Source organism: Streptomyces sp. NPDC090445, assembly GCF_044769385.1.
Classification (GTDB): domain Bacteria; phylum Actinomycetota; class Actinomycetes; order Streptomycetales; family Streptomycetaceae; genus Streptomyces.
In genome coordinates, this window is record NZ_JBIVXV010000012.1 from 71,915 (window position 1) to 89,688 (window position 17,774).

The 17,774-nt window shown below is 68.6% G+C and carries 15 protein-coding genes; 11 read left to right on the top strand and 4 right to left on the bottom strand.

The features are described 5' to 3' along the window. The first annotated feature begins 75 nt into the window (after nucleotides 1-75). The 7 genes from ACIQUT_RS22875 to ACIQUT_RS22905 all read left to right on the top strand — a co-directional run bounded on the left by ACIQUT_RS22875 (nucleotide 76) and on the right by ACIQUT_RS22905 (nucleotide 12,128). On the top strand, nucleotides 76-1,527 hold the full coding sequence (locus ACIQUT_RS22875; protein ID WP_403565141.1) for a site-specific integrase: 1,452 nt from the start codon (nucleotides 76-78) through the stop codon (nucleotides 1,525-1,527). After that, nucleotides 1,527-3,266 carry a hypothetical protein gene (locus ACIQUT_RS22880; RefSeq protein WP_403565143.1) on the top strand — a complete coding sequence of 580 codons (1,740 nt, stop codon included), beginning with the start codon at nucleotides 1,527-1,529 and terminating at the stop codon, nucleotides 3,264-3,266. Before ACIQUT_RS22875 ends, ACIQUT_RS22880 begins: the two co-directional genes overlap by 1 nt. After that, nucleotides 3,263-5,458: a site-specific integrase gene (locus tag ACIQUT_RS22885; RefSeq protein WP_403565144.1), complete on the top strand. Its 2,196-nt coding sequence runs from the start codon at nucleotides 3,263-3,265 to the stop codon at nucleotides 5,456-5,458. The genes ACIQUT_RS22880 and ACIQUT_RS22885 overlap by 4 nt, the downstream gene beginning before the upstream one ends. Continuing rightward, a complete protein-coding gene (locus tag ACIQUT_RS22890) occupies nucleotides 5,458-5,955 on the top strand; it encodes a hypothetical protein (protein WP_403565146.1) in 498 nt (165 codons plus the stop codon). The genes ACIQUT_RS22885 and ACIQUT_RS22890 overlap by 1 nt, the downstream gene beginning before the upstream one ends. A gap of 1,081 nt (nucleotides 5,956-7,036) precedes the next feature. Then, nucleotides 7,037-10,501: an NB-ARC domain-containing protein gene (locus tag ACIQUT_RS22895; protein ID WP_403565148.1), complete on the top strand. Its 3,465-nt coding sequence runs from the start codon at nucleotides 7,037-7,039 to the stop codon at nucleotides 10,499-10,501. Nucleotides 10,502-10,835: 334 nt separating this feature from the next. Further along, nucleotides 10,836-11,180 carry a hypothetical protein gene (locus ACIQUT_RS22900; protein ID WP_403565150.1) on the top strand — a complete coding sequence of 115 codons (345 nt, stop codon included), beginning with the start codon at nucleotides 10,836-10,838 and terminating at the stop codon, nucleotides 11,178-11,180. A gap of 156 nt (nucleotides 11,181-11,336) precedes the next feature. Next, nucleotides 11,337-12,128: a PIG-L deacetylase family protein gene (locus tag ACIQUT_RS22905; RefSeq protein ID WP_403565152.1), complete on the top strand. Its 792-nt coding sequence runs from the start codon at nucleotides 11,337-11,339 to the stop codon at nucleotides 12,126-12,128. A gap of 35 nt (nucleotides 12,129-12,163) precedes the next feature. Here the strand turns inward: ACIQUT_RS22905 and ACIQUT_RS22910 are convergent, their stop codons facing one another. After that, on the bottom strand, nucleotides 12,164-12,547 hold the full coding sequence (locus tag ACIQUT_RS22910; RefSeq protein WP_403565154.1) for a winged helix-turn-helix transcriptional regulator: 384 nt from the start codon (nucleotides 12,545-12,547) through the stop codon (nucleotides 12,164-12,166). Nucleotides 12,548-12,690: 143 nt separating this feature from the next. Between ACIQUT_RS22910 and ACIQUT_RS22915 the strand changes: the two genes are divergently transcribed. After that, a complete protein-coding gene (locus ACIQUT_RS22915; RefSeq protein ID WP_403565156.1) occupies nucleotides 12,691-13,098 on the top strand; it encodes a RidA family protein in 408 nt (135 codons plus the stop codon). Between the two features lie 137 nt (nucleotides 13,099-13,235). Here the strand turns inward: ACIQUT_RS22915 and ACIQUT_RS22920 are convergent, their stop codons facing one another. Further along, the gene (locus ACIQUT_RS22920) at nucleotides 13,236-13,970 is read right to left on the bottom strand and encodes an SDR family oxidoreductase (RefSeq protein ID WP_403565158.1); all 735 of its coding nucleotides are present in this window, start codon (nucleotides 13,968-13,970) and stop codon (nucleotides 13,236-13,238) included. Between the two features lie 151 nt (nucleotides 13,971-14,121). On the opposite strand from ACIQUT_RS22920, the gene ACIQUT_RS22925 reads away from it, so the two are divergent. Together ACIQUT_RS22925 and ACIQUT_RS22930 are read left to right on the top strand one after the other, a co-directional pair. Further along, on the top strand, nucleotides 14,122-14,928 hold the full coding sequence (locus ACIQUT_RS22925) for a helix-turn-helix transcriptional regulator (protein ID WP_403565160.1): 807 nt from the start codon (nucleotides 14,122-14,124) through the stop codon (nucleotides 14,926-14,928). Nucleotides 14,929-15,106: 178 nt separating this feature from the next. Further along, nucleotides 15,107-15,877, top strand: a complete 771-nt coding sequence (locus ACIQUT_RS22930) for an SDR family oxidoreductase (protein WP_403565162.1) — start codon at nucleotides 15,107-15,109, stop codon at nucleotides 15,875-15,877. Between the two features lie 90 nt (nucleotides 15,878-15,967). Here ACIQUT_RS22930 and ACIQUT_RS22935 read toward each other — a convergent pair whose 3' ends face one another. After that, nucleotides 15,968-16,648, bottom strand: coding sequence for an esterase/lipase family protein (locus tag ACIQUT_RS22935; RefSeq protein WP_403565164.1), 681 nt, complete (start codon nucleotides 16,646-16,648; stop codon nucleotides 15,968-15,970). Nucleotides 16,649-16,805: 157 nt separating this feature from the next. Next, nucleotides 16,806-17,252 carry a PPOX class F420-dependent oxidoreductase gene (locus ACIQUT_RS22940; protein ID WP_403565165.1) on the bottom strand — a complete coding sequence of 149 codons (447 nt, stop codon included), beginning with the start codon at nucleotides 17,250-17,252 and terminating at the stop codon, nucleotides 16,806-16,808. Nucleotides 17,253-17,446: 194 nt separating this feature from the next. On the opposite strand from ACIQUT_RS22940, the gene ACIQUT_RS22945 reads away from it, so the two are divergent. After that, the gene (locus ACIQUT_RS22945) at nucleotides 17,447-17,647 is read left to right on the top strand and encodes a hypothetical protein (protein WP_179176650.1); all 201 of its coding nucleotides are present in this window, start codon (nucleotides 17,447-17,449) and stop codon (nucleotides 17,645-17,647) included. Nucleotides 17,648-17,774: the final 127 nt, after the last annotated feature.

Below are 17,774 nucleotides of genomic sequence, written 5' to 3' on the forward strand. Positions count from 1 at the left end.
TAGCCGGAGCGAGTGAGGCTCTGACCTGGGTTTGTGCTTTGCAGTCTCTACTGTCCCCCGCATAGCGTCCCGGCCATGCAAATGATCTTCTTCAGCTCGAAGGGCTGGCGGTCGTGGGGGCTCAGCGACCGTCCGGTGATATCCGAGCTCATGCCGGTCCTTGTCGATGACGACCTTCTCTTCGAGGATGAGCGTGGCGTGCGCGGCACGGTGGCGATCAATACCTGGCTGCGGTGGCTGCCACTGGATGGGGTCCCAGCGCCCAACTCGTGGGAGTTCTACGGTCGTACGCTGCGGGAATGGTGCGAATTCCTTGCGACCTTGGGGATCGGCGTCTTCGATGAGCGGGGCCGTCTGAAGGACGCACTCAGTCTGTACGCGGTCGACAGGTCGTGCGGGCCGCTGCAGCGTCGGCTTGCGGCCACCACGTGGAACCAGCAGATGAGCATCCTGTCGCGCTTCTACGCGTGGGCGGACAAGGAGAGGCACGCGCCCGCGATGCCGTTCACCTACAAGGAAGCCGTCTCCATGTACGGGGACCAGGTGCGGACCCAACGAGTCAACCAGGCCCGCCGGCGCACTCCGAAGCGCCATGTCACGATCCGCTACTTCGAGGCCGACTTCGCGGAGATGTTCGTTCGTGGCCTGGCAGGGCTCCGCCCGAACGGATCGCCAGACACCTCGTACCGCGGGCGAACGCTTACTCGGAACGCCGCAGTGGGTGACCTCGTGCTCTCCTCGGGGCTGCGATCACAGGAGTTCACGTACCTGCTGGATGTGGAGGTTCCACCGCTTCCGCCGAAGCCGACCGCGCTGCCGATCTCCTTTCCCGTCCCCGAGGGCGTAACAAAGGGGCGCAAGTTCCGCACGACGTGGACCTCCTACAACAGCCTGGCTCGCGTGCACCGGTACATGACCACGGCCCGTCCTCTGGCCACGGTCGGCTCGCGCTGGCGGCCGCCGGCCCGGTGGGGGGAGCCGCTGATGGTGAGCGAGACCGACGCCCGGGGCGGCCGGGTGAACGGCACCCGGGTGAAGTGGGCGGCGCTAACGCCGTCCGAGCGGCGACGCCTGGTGGCACCCGATGGCGGCTCGATGCTGCTGGGGGTGCAGGCGGACGGGTCCCCCTTCACAGCTTGGGCCACGGTCTTCGAGCGGACCTCGACCCGGATCCGGGAGCGTTTCGAGCCCCGATTCCCTCACACCGCCCCGCATCGGCTCCGGCATACTTTTGCGATCAGGACGTTGGAGTGGCTGGTCAGCGGCCATTTCATGGAGGCGGCCCGCATGGTCCACGCGACCGACACGGATGCGGCGCTAGCTCTGTACCTGGGCAAGGCGGACCCGATGATGGTGCTGCGTGACCTCCTTGGACACACCAGCGTCGTCACCACGGAAGCGTATCTGCGCCGCCTGGACATGACTCGGATCTACCGCGAGGCGTACGAACGTGCGGGGCACGAGTTCGACTTGTTCGCCGAGGCCGAGGCGGATGAGGAGTTCGAGGACGAGGCGGTGCTCGTCTGATGGCCGCTCGGCTGATGGAGGAGCCCGCGCGGCTGGTCTGCTGGTTCACCAAGGGCACGACCGCGACGGTGGAGTTGCCCGAGGAGGAGAACCCCCAGCTGGTGCGCGACATGGCCATCGGGCTGATCGGACTGATACACCCTCACGGCCAGGTGGATGCGGAGACCACTGTCCGTGAGTTCGTGCGGGCAACTCGCCTGTTCGCCGCAGCGATGGCCAAGCGCGGGCATTCCGGCGGTGCTGCGGAGCTCACCCGTCCTGCCCTCGTTGAGCAGCTGTGGGTGACTGGCCACGTTCAAGAGTCGATGATCCGTCGGATGCTCGCGGCGTTTGACCAGGACACTGGGGCACTGCGTCCCGAGGTCCGCGAATTGGTGGGCGGTCGGGCATACAACCAGAGCCGCCGCCGACGGGACTCCAAGCCGCTGCTGCCGTACGACGAGACGGTCTGGAGCAGGCTGCAGGAGATATGCCGGACAGAGATCCAGGATGCGTGGTCTCAGTTCCGGCAGGCTCGTGCCGCGGCCGAGACGGGGCGGGATCCCTATCAGCACGGCTGGTCATACGAGAATTTGTGCTGGTGGATGGTCCGCCATGGGCCGGAAACCGCGGTCAGTCTGGGACAGAGGGCCGGGTGGACGCCGACGATGGCCTACTTCCGAATGGGCCGTGGCGCTGTCGCACAGCGTGCCTGCACTGCGCTGTTCCCCTCCTCGTCGGTGGTAGTCGCCTACCAACTGCTGTTCGGTGCGTACACCGGGATTGTCCCCGACGGCATTGCCGATCTGGGCGTCGAGGACCTGGAGTGGGCCGGGGACGCAGCGATGTTGGTGAACTACCTCAAGGGCCGCACCGCCGAGGAGAGCGTGACGCTGTCCCCGCGCGCCGTGCGACTGGTGGAACGATGGCTTGAGCATTCCGTTCTGTCACGCCGCTTCGCTGCGGAGACCGAGGCTGCGGAGCTGTGGCTGCGTCACGAGTACACCGATCTCGGGGTCTGGCGGAGTGGCAAAGCGCGTCATGAATCCATCCAACGATGGGTAGAACGGGCGGGGTTGAAGGGCACTGATGGCAAGCCCCTGCGGATCCACCGCCACAGCATCCGGACATCGTTCGAGTCCCACCGCGACCGCAAGAACTGGTTCGGCAGCGCGCGCGGGCGGATCGACCCGAACCACAGCCCACGGGTAGAAGGCGACCATTACCTGACGGCCGCGACCCCCGCGCAGAAGGATGCGCTGGAGGCAATCGTGGAGGAGGCCCAGGGCGATCTTCTGCGCAAAGCGCTCCCGCCGACCGTGCTGAGTGACGACGACCTGGCGGAACTGGCCGACAACTTGCCCGATCTCGTCTCCCAACTCGGCCTGGACGACGCCGCAATCGCCGAACTGGTCGGCGGACAGCGTGACGTATTCGTCGCGGCGTGCGCGGACCCGCTCGCAGGACTGCACGGCCCGAAGGGCAAGCCGTGCCCGGCCCGCCCGTGGGTGTGTCTGCTGTGCCCTCTCTCCCTGTTCGCGCCACGGCACGCCGCCAACTTGCTGCGGATGAAGGCGTTCTTCGCACGGCAGTGGCAGCAGATGCCGGCCGCACAGTTCATGGCAGTGTTCGGTCTGTACGCGCACCGGATCGAGCAGATCCTCACCTCCTACGAGCCGGCCGAGCTTGCGCGTCTGGCCACGGCGATCACCGACACCGACGACGAAAGCCCTCTACACCCCGAGGAACGCACCGCATGATGCCCCCGCTGAACCCCAGGCCGAGGCACGTCGTCTCACCGTTTGCTGGCGCCGAGCTGTGCCCTCTGTTCGGCTTCGCCCTGCCGCTGGGTGTGACGGGGCCCTACTTCGACGAGGACCGGTGGCCTTTCGACGCTGTAATCGGGCTGCCGGCCTATCTGCGGCCCAACCAGCGCGCCCTCGACTTCACGCCGATCGCCAACGGGGAGTGGAGGCTGACCGCGAAGGAGTACATCGCGGCGCTGATGGCGCCTCGCCACGACGCCGTTCGTGACCTCGCCCATGCCGAACGCACCGTTCAGGCACTGTCGACCTGCCACGGCAAGCTGTCGGAGCTCATACGGTGGTTCAAGTGGCTCTCGGACCAGGGCATCGCCGATCTGGACGAGGTCACCAGTTACCACTGCAACGCGTATGTGGACTTCCGTGGCGAGCGGCTCGGCGACGACGGTGAAGTGGTCGCCGACTCCCCGTCGACCAGAGCCGTCGCGATGGGCACGGTGATCGGGCTCGCGCAGTACCGGGAGCTGTTCACCGGACAGAGGTTCCGAGATGACCTGCGGCCCTTCAACGGCGCGAGTGCCGCTGGGGGCTCGGGCCGGACGGCCGAACTCGCCGGCGCGAACAAGGTGCAGCCGCTAGCGTCCGACGTTCAGCAGCCCCTGCTCGCCGCGGTGCTGTACATGATCCAAACGCTGGCCCCGCACATCCTGCGAGAAGCCGATGCGAAACGAGAGCGTCAGGCCGCGGACCGCAGCCTCACTGCCACCACCCACCCCGGACACGAGGCGTTCCTGCGCAATCTGGAGCGCCGGATTGAAAGCGGAGAACCCCTGGAACTGATGACACAGGTCGGCGCGAAGGATGCGCGTGCTCGTGGACTGCGCGGGGAGCACGACCCACTGGCTGCTGTTTCCCTCAGCGCACTCGCTCGGGAGTGCGGGACCAGGCAGTTTCGGGGTGCCTGGCTTCCAGAACTCCGCCCCGACCTGGAGCGAGCCCTTGCCCTTGTCGGAGCTTGCGCTCCATACGGCCGCCACGCGGCCGAGGTAGAGCGCGCCGACGGGCAGGGCCATGCCGCCTGGACGGAACCACTCTTCTCGGTTGAACTGAAGTTCCTGGTCGGATACCTGGCCACGGCCTGCGGCCTGGCGCTGGCCGCACTCGTCGGGATGCGGCACTGTGAGCTGGGCGAACTGGTCGTCGGTTGCCGCCAACCGCCCCAGGAAATCGCTCCTGGCCTCTTCCGCTACCGGCTCACGGGCAAGCTCATCAAGGGCCAACCGCTCGGCGGCGTCCGGGACGAATGGGTGGTGACCAGGGAAGTCTACGAAGCAATCGAGGTGGCCGAGCAGCTCCTCGGCCCAGACGCGGCGCCCGGCACCTCGCTGTTCCATCCGGTCTTCTGCGACACGACGTACCAGAACTTCAGAGCGTGGGTGAACGGGCCAGCTGGCCAGCGGCTGGGCCTGGCGTCCATCCCGGAGGCGGCGGTGACGCCACGGGCACTCCGGCGCACCCTCGCTGTGGAGATCGCATACCGTCCCGGCGGTCTCCTCGCTGCAAAACTGCAGCTCAAGCACCTGTCTGTGGTCACCACGGAAGGGTACGCGGCCCGTCCGGGCGGTGCTCAGGCGAAGTTCCTCGCCGAGATCAACGAGCTTGAGGAGGAGCGCAACATCGGCATTCTGATAGACGTCTACCGCGACTATCAGAGCGGGATCATGCCGTCCGGCCCCGGCGCCCGTGATCTGATCAGTCTCTTCACCAGCGTGGACGGACGACTCCACGAGCTCTCCGAGCTCGCGCCCCAACTCCTCGACAGCGACCTGGAGGTCGTGTCCATGCTTTCAGCCCGGGCCCGCACCCTCCATCTGGGAACGGCGAACTACTGCTGGTTCATCGATCCGGCCAAGGCATTGTGCCTACGGCTGGCCGGCACTCCGGATGCCGACCGGCCGCTTGCCGGTATGTGCGACTCCGCCCGCTGTCCCCAGGCCACGCACCATCCATGCCACCGTCCGGTGTGGGAGGAATCGCGGGAGACCGCCAAGGTGTTCATCGGCAGTCTCAGCCGCCGGCAGAAGACCGAGCGGGCCCGGCTCGAAGTCAGCGTGACCCGTGCAGAGCGGGTTCTCGCTGAGATCGACCAACTTGCCGCCGCAGGTGCAGCCGGGCAGGAGGAGAGCTGATGGGGCGGCTCAGCGACAGTGACCGCGCGCACAACGAGGAAGCCATCCGAGCGGCCATGGACCGGCTTCTGCGCGGGGAACTCCCTCCGGGCGGCAAGTGCGATCTGAAGACTCTGGCTCTTGAGTCCGGCGTCACCCGGACCGGCTTCTACCCAAAGAAAAACCGGGACGGCACTGCCCGGCCGGGGCCCTACCAGCACCTAGCAGAGGAGTTCGAGCGCCGTCTGGCCGCGCTCAGGGAGGCTGGCACCGTCCCCGACCAGCGGGCCGCCCAGGTCGAGCGTCTCAAGAATCAGGTAGCGGGTCTGCAGGGCCGGCTCGCTGTGCATCAGGGCCAGCTCGCCGAACTCAGCGAGTTTAAACAGCGAGCGCTCTCCCAGATCGCCGCCCAGCAGATGGAGATCGAACGGCTCCGGGAGGCCCTGTCCGCCCACTCGAATATCCGGGCTCTTCCGAGTGCACCGAAGGTAGCTGCCCCCTATGGACCGTGTAGCTGACCTTCCGAACTGACCATCAGATGCGTCCGGATCCAGTCCGACTGGCGATCAAAGGAGGACCGGTTGTCGGAACGGGATGAGGCGCTGCGGCGGTTGTCTCCCCCAGCTACCGCCAGGGGAGACAACCGCGGGACCTGCACTGATCAGAGTTCGCCGTTCACCATGGCCTGGCGCAACGTTCCATTCGGTGACGGGTAGTGGTCTCGTCCCGCCCGCATGGCGTGCTGCAGGGCGATGGCGGCCGTTCCAGGCGGGCTGGCTGACCTCGTGGCTCACGACGCGCCGCGCCCAGGGTGGCTGAACCATAGTCATGTTTCCCTGGGCGAGGGACGCTTGTAGAGTGTCGGGATCACGCAAGGTGCCAGATGGTCGAAGGGGTGTTGCGAGTGCTGGCAGAGGCAATGACGGCTCTGGCTGCTACTGCTGGGAGTGCGGTGGTACAAGCGGCCGGAACCGATGTCTGGACCACATTTCGCGGCCGGGTGGCTCAGCTCTTCGGACGCGGCGATAGCCGGCAAGCTCAGGTGGCCCTAGAGAGACTGGATCAGACGGCAAGCTCCTTGGGGCAGGCCGACGAAAGTCAAGCTGACAGGGCGCGAACCCGGCAAGAAGCATCTTGGCAGACTCGCTTCGAGGATTTCCTGGAGGAATTGCCCGAGCCTGAGCGCGAGGAAGCCGCGGAGCAGTTGCGAGAGCTGGTACAGCTGGCGGAACATCGACCTGGGACTAGTGTTTCAGCAGGCGACGGTGGTCTGGCAGTCAGCGGCAGTGTAAGCATCCACGCGGAGGGAGGCTCTGCAGCCGCGGGCGTCATCAACGGGGGCGTGCACCTGGGAACCCCTCCCCAGCCGGGCTCAGTCCAGGGCTGACCGCGCCCGGCACCTCTACCACCGGCCCACGCATCAGCGCGCATACGGTGGCGTTCGCCCAGAGCGGTGCAGTCGCGGTCGGCCACGCCGATCGTGTGGTGCACTACGCCCCTCCTCGGGCAGCGGTGTCATGGCCGTACCGTGTCGGCCTTATTCCTGGCCAAGCGGACTGCTTCCAACACCGCGATGCCGTTGACACCCTGGACGCGGCTATGGCCAGTAGGGACTCAGCCGTCCTGTGCCAGGTACTCTCCGGCACAGGAGGGGTGGGCAAGACACAGCTTGCAGCTCACTACGCCCGCCGTCGGTGGGACGCCGGCACGCTCGACCTGCTCGTTTGGGTTACCGCAAACAGCCGAGATTCGATTGTGTCGGCATATGCCCATGCGGGGATCCAGGTAGCGGGCGCTGAGGCTCATGACCCTGAAACAGCCGCGCAACAGTTTCTGACCTGGATGGAGACCACCGACCGAACGTGGCTGGTGATCTTGGACGACGTTGACGACCCAGGAAGCGTGCGAGGACTTTGGCCCCCGCGACACCCCACCGGCCGAGTGGTCGTCACGACGCGGCGTCGGGATGCTTCCCTGATGCACAGTGGACGGCGCCTTGTCCCGGTCGGCCTATTCACACTGGAAGAAAGTGTGGCGTACCTAACCGCCACGCTTGCCGCGCGTGGTAGACACGATGACCCTGATCAGATCCAGGGTCTAGCAAAGGACTTGGGGTGTTTACCGTTGGCTTTGGCGCAAGCCATTGCCTACCTGATTGACCGTGGCCTGGACTGTTCTGCCTACAGAAAACGTTTCGCAGACCGTCGCCGCAGGCTCGCCGAGGTCCTGCCCGAAGAAGGGGCACTGCCTGACGAGCAACGCGCAACCGTGGCCACCACCTGGTCCCTGTCTATCGAGTTGGCTGACGACCTAGCTCCCCGTGGACTGGCCCGTCCCATGTTGCAGGTTGCGAGCATGCTCGATGCGAACGGCATCCCAACCGCAGTCCTAACCACCGAATCCACGCTATCTTTTCTGTCCCTGCGCCGTGACGGCGTTGCCAGCACCGCTCGCGATCCGGGAATGTGTGCCGAGGACGTTCTGGTAAGCGAGGAGGATGCGCGCGACGCATTGCACTCCCTTCACCGACTCAATCTCGCAGATATCACCCCAGACGCGCCTGAGCGAGGCGTCCGTATCCACGGGCTGATCCAACGGGCAACTCGCGACCAACTCGACGCTGCCGAGTTCGGCGACGCGGTGCAGGTAGCCGCGCAGGCACTGCTTGAAGTTTGGTCCAAGAGGGGGGTTGCGAATCACGAGGTCCTACGCAGAAACACCCAGGCTCTCCGGGTGTTCGCCGGCCCTCGACTGTGGGACATCGATGCACATCCTGTGCTATTCCGAGTTGGGATGAGCCTCAGAAAGGAGGGGCTCGTTGTCTCGTCGGGTGCTTATTGGCGGGATCTCCATACAGCCGCCAGTCAGCATCTAGGTCCAGACCATTCAACCACCCTGCGTATCCGCCGTCTGATCGCCAAGTGGCAGGAAGACGCCGGCGACCTGACCGGGGCGGTTACCACGACGGAAGATCTGCTCACTGTTCAATTGCGCGTGTTGGGCGCCGATCACGCGGACACTCTTTCCACTCGCCGTCAGCTTGTGCGACAACAGGAGCGAACGGGAAACCTACTGGGGGCGGTAGACACATCAAAGGTGGTGCTCTCTGAGCAACTCCGGGTCTTGGGATCGGATCACCCCGATACCTTGGCCGCCCGTCGACATCTCGCCCTGAGGCAGGCGGAAGCAGGGAATCTAGCAGGGGCAGTCGCTGCCGCTCAAGAGTTGCTCGTCGAGCAGATGCGGTTGCTGGGTCCGAACCACCGGGACACTCTGGCCAACGGCCGCCGCATCATCCAATGGCGCAAGCGGCTAGGCGCCCAGGCTGGAGCCCTCACACACGCTGAAGAGCTGATCGTCGATCGATTGCGTGAGTCTGATCCAGACCACGTCGACAGTACGGGGACCTCCCGCCGCCGTCGACGCCGTCACCGACGACAATCTGTGCCGATTGAAATGTTGAGCGAGCGGTCGCGGGCTCTAGCTGAAACTCAAGAGTTCCTCGCAAAGCAGTTGCATGCACTGGGCCCAGACCACCCAGAGATTCTGAAAATTCGTGGCCGCCTCGCTGAGCAGCGGGCTCAGTCCGGCGATCGGGTGGGGGCGGTGGCCACAACGGAGGAATTGCTAGCGGAACAGCTGCGCCTGTTAGGCCCGGATCACGTTGACACTCTGGCCACCCGCGACCGGATCGCGCGCCTACGGAAAACGGCAGGCGATCTGCCAGGTGCGGTTACTGCTACGGAGGTATTGCTGACCGAGCAGTTGCGCGTGTTGGGTCCAGATCATCCAAGCACCCTGGCTACGCGTGGCTTCCTCGCCGATCGAAAGGGAGATACAGGGGATCGGCTGGGGGCGGTTGCTGCGACGGAGGAATTGCTAACCGAACAGTTGCGCGCGTTGGGCCCGGATCACGTTGACACCCTGGCTACCCGCGACCGCATCACGCGCTGGAGAGAGGCGGCTGGCGATCTGGCCGGTGCTGTTGCTGCGACGGAGGAATTGCTAGCGGAACAGCTGCGCGTGTTCGGCCCAGACCATGGCAACACTCTTGCCACGCGGCGCCATCTCTTGCGGCGACGAGGCAAGGCTGGGGACCGACTGGGTGCCCAGGCTGAACTTCAGCGACTGTTTGTCGAGCAGTTGCGGGCTTTGGGTCCAGACCACCATGACACCGTGGCAACCGGACGTCGTCTCGCCCGGAGACAGGAACATGCCGAATCTGCTTCACCAGCAGTTATCGAGACAGAAAAACTGCTTGTGGAGCGATTGCGCGTGTTGGGCCCTGACCACCGTGACACTCTCGCAACTCGTCGCCGTCTCGCCGAATGGCAGGGTGAGGCGGGGGATCCCAGCGGTGCTCTCGCCTCCCTTAAATTGATACTTTCGGAGCAGCTACGCGCACTCGGTTCTGACCACTACGACACTCTCAAAACCCGCGCCCGCGTCGCTCACTGGCAAGCTGCAGCCGGGGATCGGGTAGGTGCTCTCGCCACGCTCGAAGCGTTACTCTCGGAGCAATCGCGCGTACTAGGTTCTGGCCATTCCGATACATTCGCCACCCGTATGACTCTTGCCCATAGCCGCAAGAGCCTGGGAGATTCGTCGGGCGCTCTTGCAACACTGAAAGAGCTACTTACAGAGCAGCTGCGCGTGCTGGGGCCTGACCATCGTGACACCCTTGCAACCCGAGTTCGCATCGCCCAATGGCAAGCGGAATCAGGGGATCACGCGGGGGCTCTTACAACACTCGAAATACTGCTTTCGGAGCAACTGCGCGTACTAGGTCCGGATCACGTTGACACGCAAGCGACCCGCAGTCGCATTTCCCACTGGCGGGAGTCAATTGGGGCCAGCGCGACTCACCTCGATCGCAGCCCTGCTGCGGAGCCACCGAACACCACGGAACGAGAGGGCCGGTTCCTTCTGCGATGGCGCGCAGTGGACGGCAGCACACAATCCTTGGGTCCCTTCCCATATGCCAGCACTGCACAAACAGCCGGGCTGTGGGCGCAGCGCGGTGGCGGCACTGGCATCGAGGTAATCGAGGAAGGGAGCGCTTGAGCAGAGCAGTCTATTTGGGAATGCCGTCGAGCGGCGACTGCATCATGTAGTCGCGGGCGGTGATCTCGTGGGCCAAATCCCCACGAGGAGGCGGGGCATGCGGGGCGCGAGCGCCGCATGGCATGGCATCGACACGTACGCGTTGCGCAACATCTGCGTCCCTCGCTTCACCACTGGGCCCGCTTCGGCTTCGTTGCGCTGGTGAAGAACGGCCCACCTCACAGGCCCGTTCGCTTCCGATCCAGCATGGTCGGAGGCTCGACCATCAACGAGGCCGGTAGTGTGCGTTTCCTCACACACTGAGACAGGGATGGCAACACGATGCCCTACTGCGATGCGACACCGACTTCGTCGCCGGCCACCGTGTAAAGCAACACGACCTGCGGGGGACACGGTCTCTGCGGAAACAAAGCGGTGCGCGTACGCGCCCGCCGTCCGGGACTGGCTGCGCTTCTCGGACGCCTGGGCCCACCGGCCCGACCTGCGCGACGGATTCCGGGAGGGATACGGGCGGCCGCTCACCGGGCTGGAGGAGGAGCACCTGGCGGCCGAGGCCGTACTCGACGCCGTCTCCGGGATCGCCTACGGAACGGCCCAGGCCGACCCGGAGGTCGCGGAACGCGGCCGGCGCACGCTGCAGCGGCTGCGCACCGCGCAGCGGGATGCCCCTCCGGCCTGACGCCCGCCGGCCACGAGCCCCGCAAGCAAACACGACCACGGGAACGGAGTGCACCGTCATGAAGTCCAGCCCGACCGCACAGGACCGGGACGACCGCTACGACTCCGGTAACAGGTCCGGGTCCCCCCGCGCGGGCGGACGCGGGGAGGCCGGGCAGTGAGCGCAGCCGTCACGCCGTTCCCCAGCCTGCTCGGGGTCTTCGCACACCCCGACGACGAGTCGCTGGTCGCCGGCGGTGTCCTCGCCCAGCACGCCGCGGCCGGAGCCCGGACCGGCGTGGTCACCGCCACGTGGGCGCCGGACAGCCACCGGGCCGCCGAGCTCGGGGAGGCGCTGCGGGTCCTCGGCGCGGGCCGGCCCCGAATGCTCGGGTACGCCGACGCCCGCATCCCGGAGTCGGCACCCGGCGGGCCGCGGTTCCTCGACGTACCCCTGGACGAGGCCGTGGGCCGCCTGGTCGGGCACCTCAGGGACTTCCGGCCGGACATCGTCGTCACGCACGACGCGTACGGCCAGCTGACGGGGCACCCCGACCACGTCCACACGCACCGCGCGACCCTGCTGGCCGTACACGCCGCCGGACTTGAGCACCACTACCCGGAGGCGGGCGGACCGTGGCAGCCGCGAGCCCTCTACCTGGCCACCCATCCCCGTTCCGGTGTCGGGGAGCTGGGCCCGCTCCTGGCCGGGGTGGGGAAACGGGTGCGTTCCGTGCCGGACGACCACGTCACGGCGGTCGTTGACGTCCGGCCGTGGCTGGAGCGGAAGTGGGCGGCCGTCCTCGCCCACCGGAGCGAGGTGGAACGCGCCCGCTCGTTGCCCGGGATCCTCTCCCGCCTTCCCGCTGCGACGCGCCAACGGATCATGGCCGCCGAGTACTTCACCCGCCTGGACACCCGTCCCGGCGGCGGGCCCGGACGGCGACGACTGGCGCGGCTGGAGGCCTGACCGGAGCCGGAGCCCGGGCCGGCGGCGCCCGGCGGTCAGGTGTCGAAGCGGCGGCGGGAGTCCTCGATGTGGCCGAAGTACTCGTGGGTCCAGGCACACAGGCCGGCGACGGTGTCGCGCAGGGCGGTGCCGGCCCCGGTGAGGGTGTACTCGACCCGCGGCGGCACCGTCGGGTACACGGTCCGCCCGACCAGGCCGTTGCGCTCCAGCATGCGCAGGTTCTGCGTCAGCATCTTGTGGCTGATGCCGTCGACCTCGCTGCGCAACTCGCTGAAGCGCAGAGTGCGTTCACCGAGGGATTCGATGATCAGGAGTGCCCACTTGTTGGCGATGTCCGAGAAGATCTCCCGTGCCAGCGAGTCCGCGCGCGAGAGGTCTGCGTCGTCGGGCGTGCCGTCCTTGAGCTGCTTGGTCACCATGGGGTTCCTCAGTCACCGGAAAGTGCGTTCTTCCACGTCAGCGGCCACTCTCCTACGGTTTCCGAGTAACCACAAGAGAGCACGGGCGGCCGTGGCCGGGAATACGGGCCCGCACGCCCGTGATGCAGCAGGCAGGGAGCAGCATGGCCATCACCTTGATCAACCCCGACGGACTGCCGCACGTCGACGCCTACCGGCACGTGGCCGTCGCGTCCGGCTCGCGGCTGGTCTTCATCGCGGGACAGGTCGCCTGGGACGGCGACGGGGCCACGGTCGGCGAGGGCGACCTCGCCGCCCAGGTCGAGCAGTGCTACCTCAACGTCGGCACCGCACTGGCGGGGGCCGGCGGCTCCTTCGACGACGTGGCGAAACTGACCGTGTACGTCGTCGACTGGACCCCCGACAAGATGCCTCGGCTCCTGGACGGCATCGCGCGGGCGGCCGCGAGGCTGGGTGTGGCCGCGGCCCCGCCCGCCAGCCTGCTGGGTGTCGCCGCGCTGGACACGCCCGAGCACCTGGTCGAGGTCGAAGCCACGGCGGTCCTCGACTGAGCACCCGCTGCCAGGGGACGCCGCCCTCGCCCCGCAGCGGTCGCGGACGCGGCGGGGCGGGGCGGGCCCGGGCAGCCCCGCCCCCCGCCGGCTCATCAGGACCGCGCAGCCGGCACTCCTGCGAGCGAGGAGGAGGGCTACCGGGTGCCGGCGGCGGGCCGGACGACGATCTCGTTGACGTCCACCTCCGCCGGCTGCGCCACGGCGTACGCGATGGCCTCCGCTATGGCCGATGCGGGCAGGGCCACGGCGCGGTAGGCCTTCATGGCCTCCCTCGCCACGGGGTCGGAGATGCCGTCGGCCAGTTCGGACTCGGTCACGCCCGGGGAGACGAGGGTGACCCGGACGGTGCCGGCGGACTCCTGGCGGAGTCCCTCGGAGATCGCGCGGACGGCGAACTTGGTGGCGCAGTAGACGGCGGCGGTGGGCGAGACCTCGTACGCGCCGACGGAGGCGATGTTCACGAAGTGCCCGCCTCCCTGGGCGCGCATCGCGGGGAGGGCGGCGGCGATCCCGTGGAGGACTCCCCGCACGTTCACGTCGATCATGCGGTCCCACTCCTCGGTCTGCAGCGCCTCCAGCGGCGAGAGCGGCATCACCCCGGCGTTGTTGACCACCACGTCCACCCGGCCGTACCGCTCCCGGGCGGCGGCGACGAAGGCCCGGACGTCGGCGGCGTCCGTGACGTCCAGCCGCCGGAACTCCGCTGTGCCCCCGGCAGCGGTGATGTCCTTGGCCAGGGCCTCCAGGCGGTCGGTGCGCCGTGCCCCGAGGAGCAGGCGGTGGCCGTCGGCGGCGAGCCGTCGCGCGGCCGCTTCCCCGATCCCGCTGCTCGCTCCGGTGATCGCCACGACCTTCGCTGTGTCCGTCATCGGGGAATCCCTCCATCGTGTCCGTGGGGCCGGTTCCGTCCGCCCCGCCCGACCGAGTCTGGACAGGCCGGCGAGCCCCGGCCAGGGCGTGTGCTGCCGGGGTGTACCGCACCCAGGCGGGCCGCCGCACCGACGGCCTAGCCTGGGGGACATGACCGACAACCAGCTGGGAGAGTTCCTCCGCGCCCGCCGGGCGGACGTACGGCCGCAGGACGTCGGCATGGCGAGTCACGGCGTGCGCCGGGTCGCGGGGTTGCGCCGTGAGGAGGTCGCCGTCCTGGCCGGGGTGAACGCCGACTACTACGCCCGCCTGGAGCAGGGGCGCGAACGCCACCCCTCGGCCCAGGTCCTCGACGCCCTGGGCCGCGCCCTGCGCCTCGGGCCGGATGCCCGCGCGCACCTGCACCGGCTGGCCGGGACGGTCCCGACCGGCGGGTTCGCCCACACCACGGACCGGGTCGGGGCGACGCTGCGCCGGCTGATGGACGGCCACGCGGGCGCGCCGGCGCTCGTCGTGAACCGGGCCCTGGACGTGCTGGCGGCCAACGCCCTGGCCGAGGCCCTGTACTCGCCCTTCGAGCAGGCGGACAACCTGGCCCGCATGACGTTCCTCGACCCGGCGGGCCGGCAGTTCCACACCTGCTGGGGTGACGCGGCCCTGGCCACGGTGGGCCACCTGCGCCAGGCGTGGGGCCTCGACCCGGACAACCCCCGGCTCCGCGAGGTCACCCGCTCCCTCGCGGAGCACAGCACGGACTTCGCCCGCCTGTGGAACTCCCACACCGTGCGGGGCAAGACCCAGGAGGCCAAGCACCTCCTCCACCCGGACGTCGGTCCCCTGACCCTCACCTACCAGGCCTTCGACGTATGCGCGGCGCCGGGCCAGCAACTCGTCGTCTACCAGGCCGAACCCGGCAGCCCCAGCGCCCGCGCCCTCGGCCTGCTCGGCTCCCCCTGACGGTTCGCCGGGTCACCGCGTCGCGCGGAGCGTGATCCCCGGCGAGCGGGATCCGCTTGCGCGGCAGGTCGTACGCCGGTCGGGTGGCCTGGTCCGGGGTGCGGCAGGGTTTCGGGTGCCACCGGTAACACCTCTTGTGGTCCGCGAAGTCCAGATCCCCGGGAACGGAGCGCAGGACATGGCAGCAGACGAGTTCGCCGGGAAGGCGGCGGTGGTCACCGGTGCGCGGGGCGGGATCGGTTCGGTCGTCGTCAGGCGGCTGGCCGATCTGGGGGCCTCGGTCGTCGCCGTCGACCGCACGCCGGGGCCGAAGGCCGGGACGGCGCAGGGCAACGGGACCGTGGTGGAGCTGGTCGCGGACGTGACGCGGCCGGACGAGGTGCGGGGCCTCGTGAGGCGGGCCGAGGAGGCGGCCGGTCCGCTGGACTTCCTGGTCAACGCGGCGGGCGTCCTGCACAGCGGGCCCGTGAGCGACTGCACGGTCGAGGAGTGGCAGGAGACGTTCGCGGTCAATGCGCTGGGCGTGTTCATGATGTCGCAGGCCGCCGCCGCCGGCATGGTGGAGCGGGGCCGGGGCGCGATCGTGACGGTGGCGTCGAACGCGGCCCGGATCGCCCGTACGGGGATGGCGGCGTACGCGGCGTCGAAGGCGGCGGCGACGGCGTTCACCCGGTGTCTCGGGCTGGAGCTGGCCCCGCACGGGGTGCGCTGCAACGTCGTCGCCCCGGGGTCGACCGACACGCCGATGCTGACGGGGCTGTGGGAGGACGCGGAGGAGGCGCGGCGGCTTTCGGTGCAGGGCCTGGCGTCGGGCTACCGGCCGGGCATCCCCACGGGTCGGGTGGCCGAGGCCGAGGACGTCGCGGACGCCGTGGTGTTCCTGCTGTCCGACCGCGCCCGGCAGATCACGTTGCAGACGCTCGTGGTGGACGGGGGCGCCTCCCTCTGAGCCGGGGCCCGCCCGCCGCCCCGAGGGGGATCATGTCCGGCACTGCGCGGAAGCGCCTTTCCCGCATCGCCGGCGAGTCCTGACCGGACATCAGCGGATGTGGACCTTGACCTGCTCGTAGACGGCTTTGTCGGCGGGGAACGCGGAGTGCTGCAGGCACGCGGTCACCGTGTTCACCGCGCCGGTGAGGGCGACGCTGCTGCCGGGGCTGACGACGAGGTCGCACGGCGACCGCCAGGTGGCGTAGCGGGTGGGGCCGGGTGTTTCGTCGCCGGTGTTCAGCGCGGTGAGGAACGGGGAGCCCGGCCGCATGTCGGCGCAGGCGGCGCTGCCGCACAGGTAGGCGGCGTTCGTCCCGTGGTTGGGTCCGGCGAGGGACACCCAGGCGTCGACCTTTCCGTCGGCTGCCGGGTTCTTGAGGTAGTGGCGGGAGGAGAGGGATCCCATGGAGTGGGTGACGAGGTCGACCTTGGCGGCTCCGGTCGCCGCCAGGACGCGGTCGATCTCGGCGGCGAGCCGGGTGGCGGTGGTGGCGTTCGGCTGACTGGTCGGATAGGTCCAGCGGTACAGGCGGCCGGCGGGCCAGCCGTCGGCGCGGAACCGTTCGGCCATGGTGGCCCAGACCGAGCCGTCGCTGTTCCAGCCGTGTACGAAGACGACGGGATCGGGCACTGCGGCGGCCGCCGCGGGCGGGCCCGGGCAGGCCGTGAGGGCCGTGGCGAGGACGGCGGCGGCGAGGGTGGCGGTGGCGCGGGGCGTGCTCGGCTTCACGGGAAGCGTTGTAGCGAGCCCCGCCGCGGCAGCGACACGGGTCGGGCGGGCCCGTCACCCGTCCGGCCGACACGAATTCACCCCGGAAACGTTTCTGCTCCCTCGACCGACCGAGCCGTCCCGTGCCGGCGGACGGGCGGCCGAGGGGTCGCCAGGGTCAGCCGAGGACCGCGCCGTAGAGGTGGTCGACCGTCATGGTCAGGAGGACGCGCCGGTCGGACACCATCACGGACCGGTACTCCTCCCAGTCCGGGTGCTCGCCCGCGGCCCGCCGGTAGTAGTCCACCAGCGCCTCGACCTCGGGACCGTACGGGTCGGTGCCCGGGCCGGTGAGGGTCGCCACGCCCTCGGCGGTGGCCCAGGACCGGCCGTCCGGGCCGGTCACCTCCAGGGTGGCGCGCGGGTCCCGGCGCAGGTTCGCGGTCTTGGCGCGCCCCTCGGTCGTCGAGACGTAGAGGGTGTTGGTCTCGCGGTCGTAGCTGGGCATGACCGGGGAGAGCTGCGGGCGGCCGTCGGACTTGATGGTGGCCAGGATGCCGAGCCGGCTCGCGGCGAGCAGGGCGCGCAAGGTGGGCAGGCTGGGCTGCGTGTCGTCCGTGGTCACGGTGAGGCCTCCGGCGGCGTGCGGAACTGCTGGACCAGGGCACGGTAGCCGCTCCCGCCGGACGGTGCGGGCCCGCCGGAGCGGCGACTCGTCCATTCGGCTGGGACTCGCCTTTGCCCGGACAGCCGTCGCGACAGCGGCTGTTCGCACCCCTACCTTCTGGGTTGTCCCTCTTCCTCCCGAAAGGTGCACTCATGCGTTCTCTTCGTTCCGCCTTTGCCGCTGTTGCCGCCGCCGCCATCGTCTTCGGGGCGGCCGGCACCGCGAGCGCCGACGTGAACGTGACCATCACGCAGCCGGCCGTGTACAACATCGTCTTCGGCGACTGGCTCCAGATCGCCGGCGACGACGTGTTCAACGCCGGCTTCAGCAACGTCGTGGGCTCGAACAACTGACGCCCGCCGGGGCCGGGTCAGCGGCCCGACCCGGCCCCGCCCCCGGCCACGAGCGCCGGCGTACCCGCTTGCCCTACGCGCGAGGTGTGAAATCCGCGCCGACCGGTTATGCGAAGTGGGGTACATC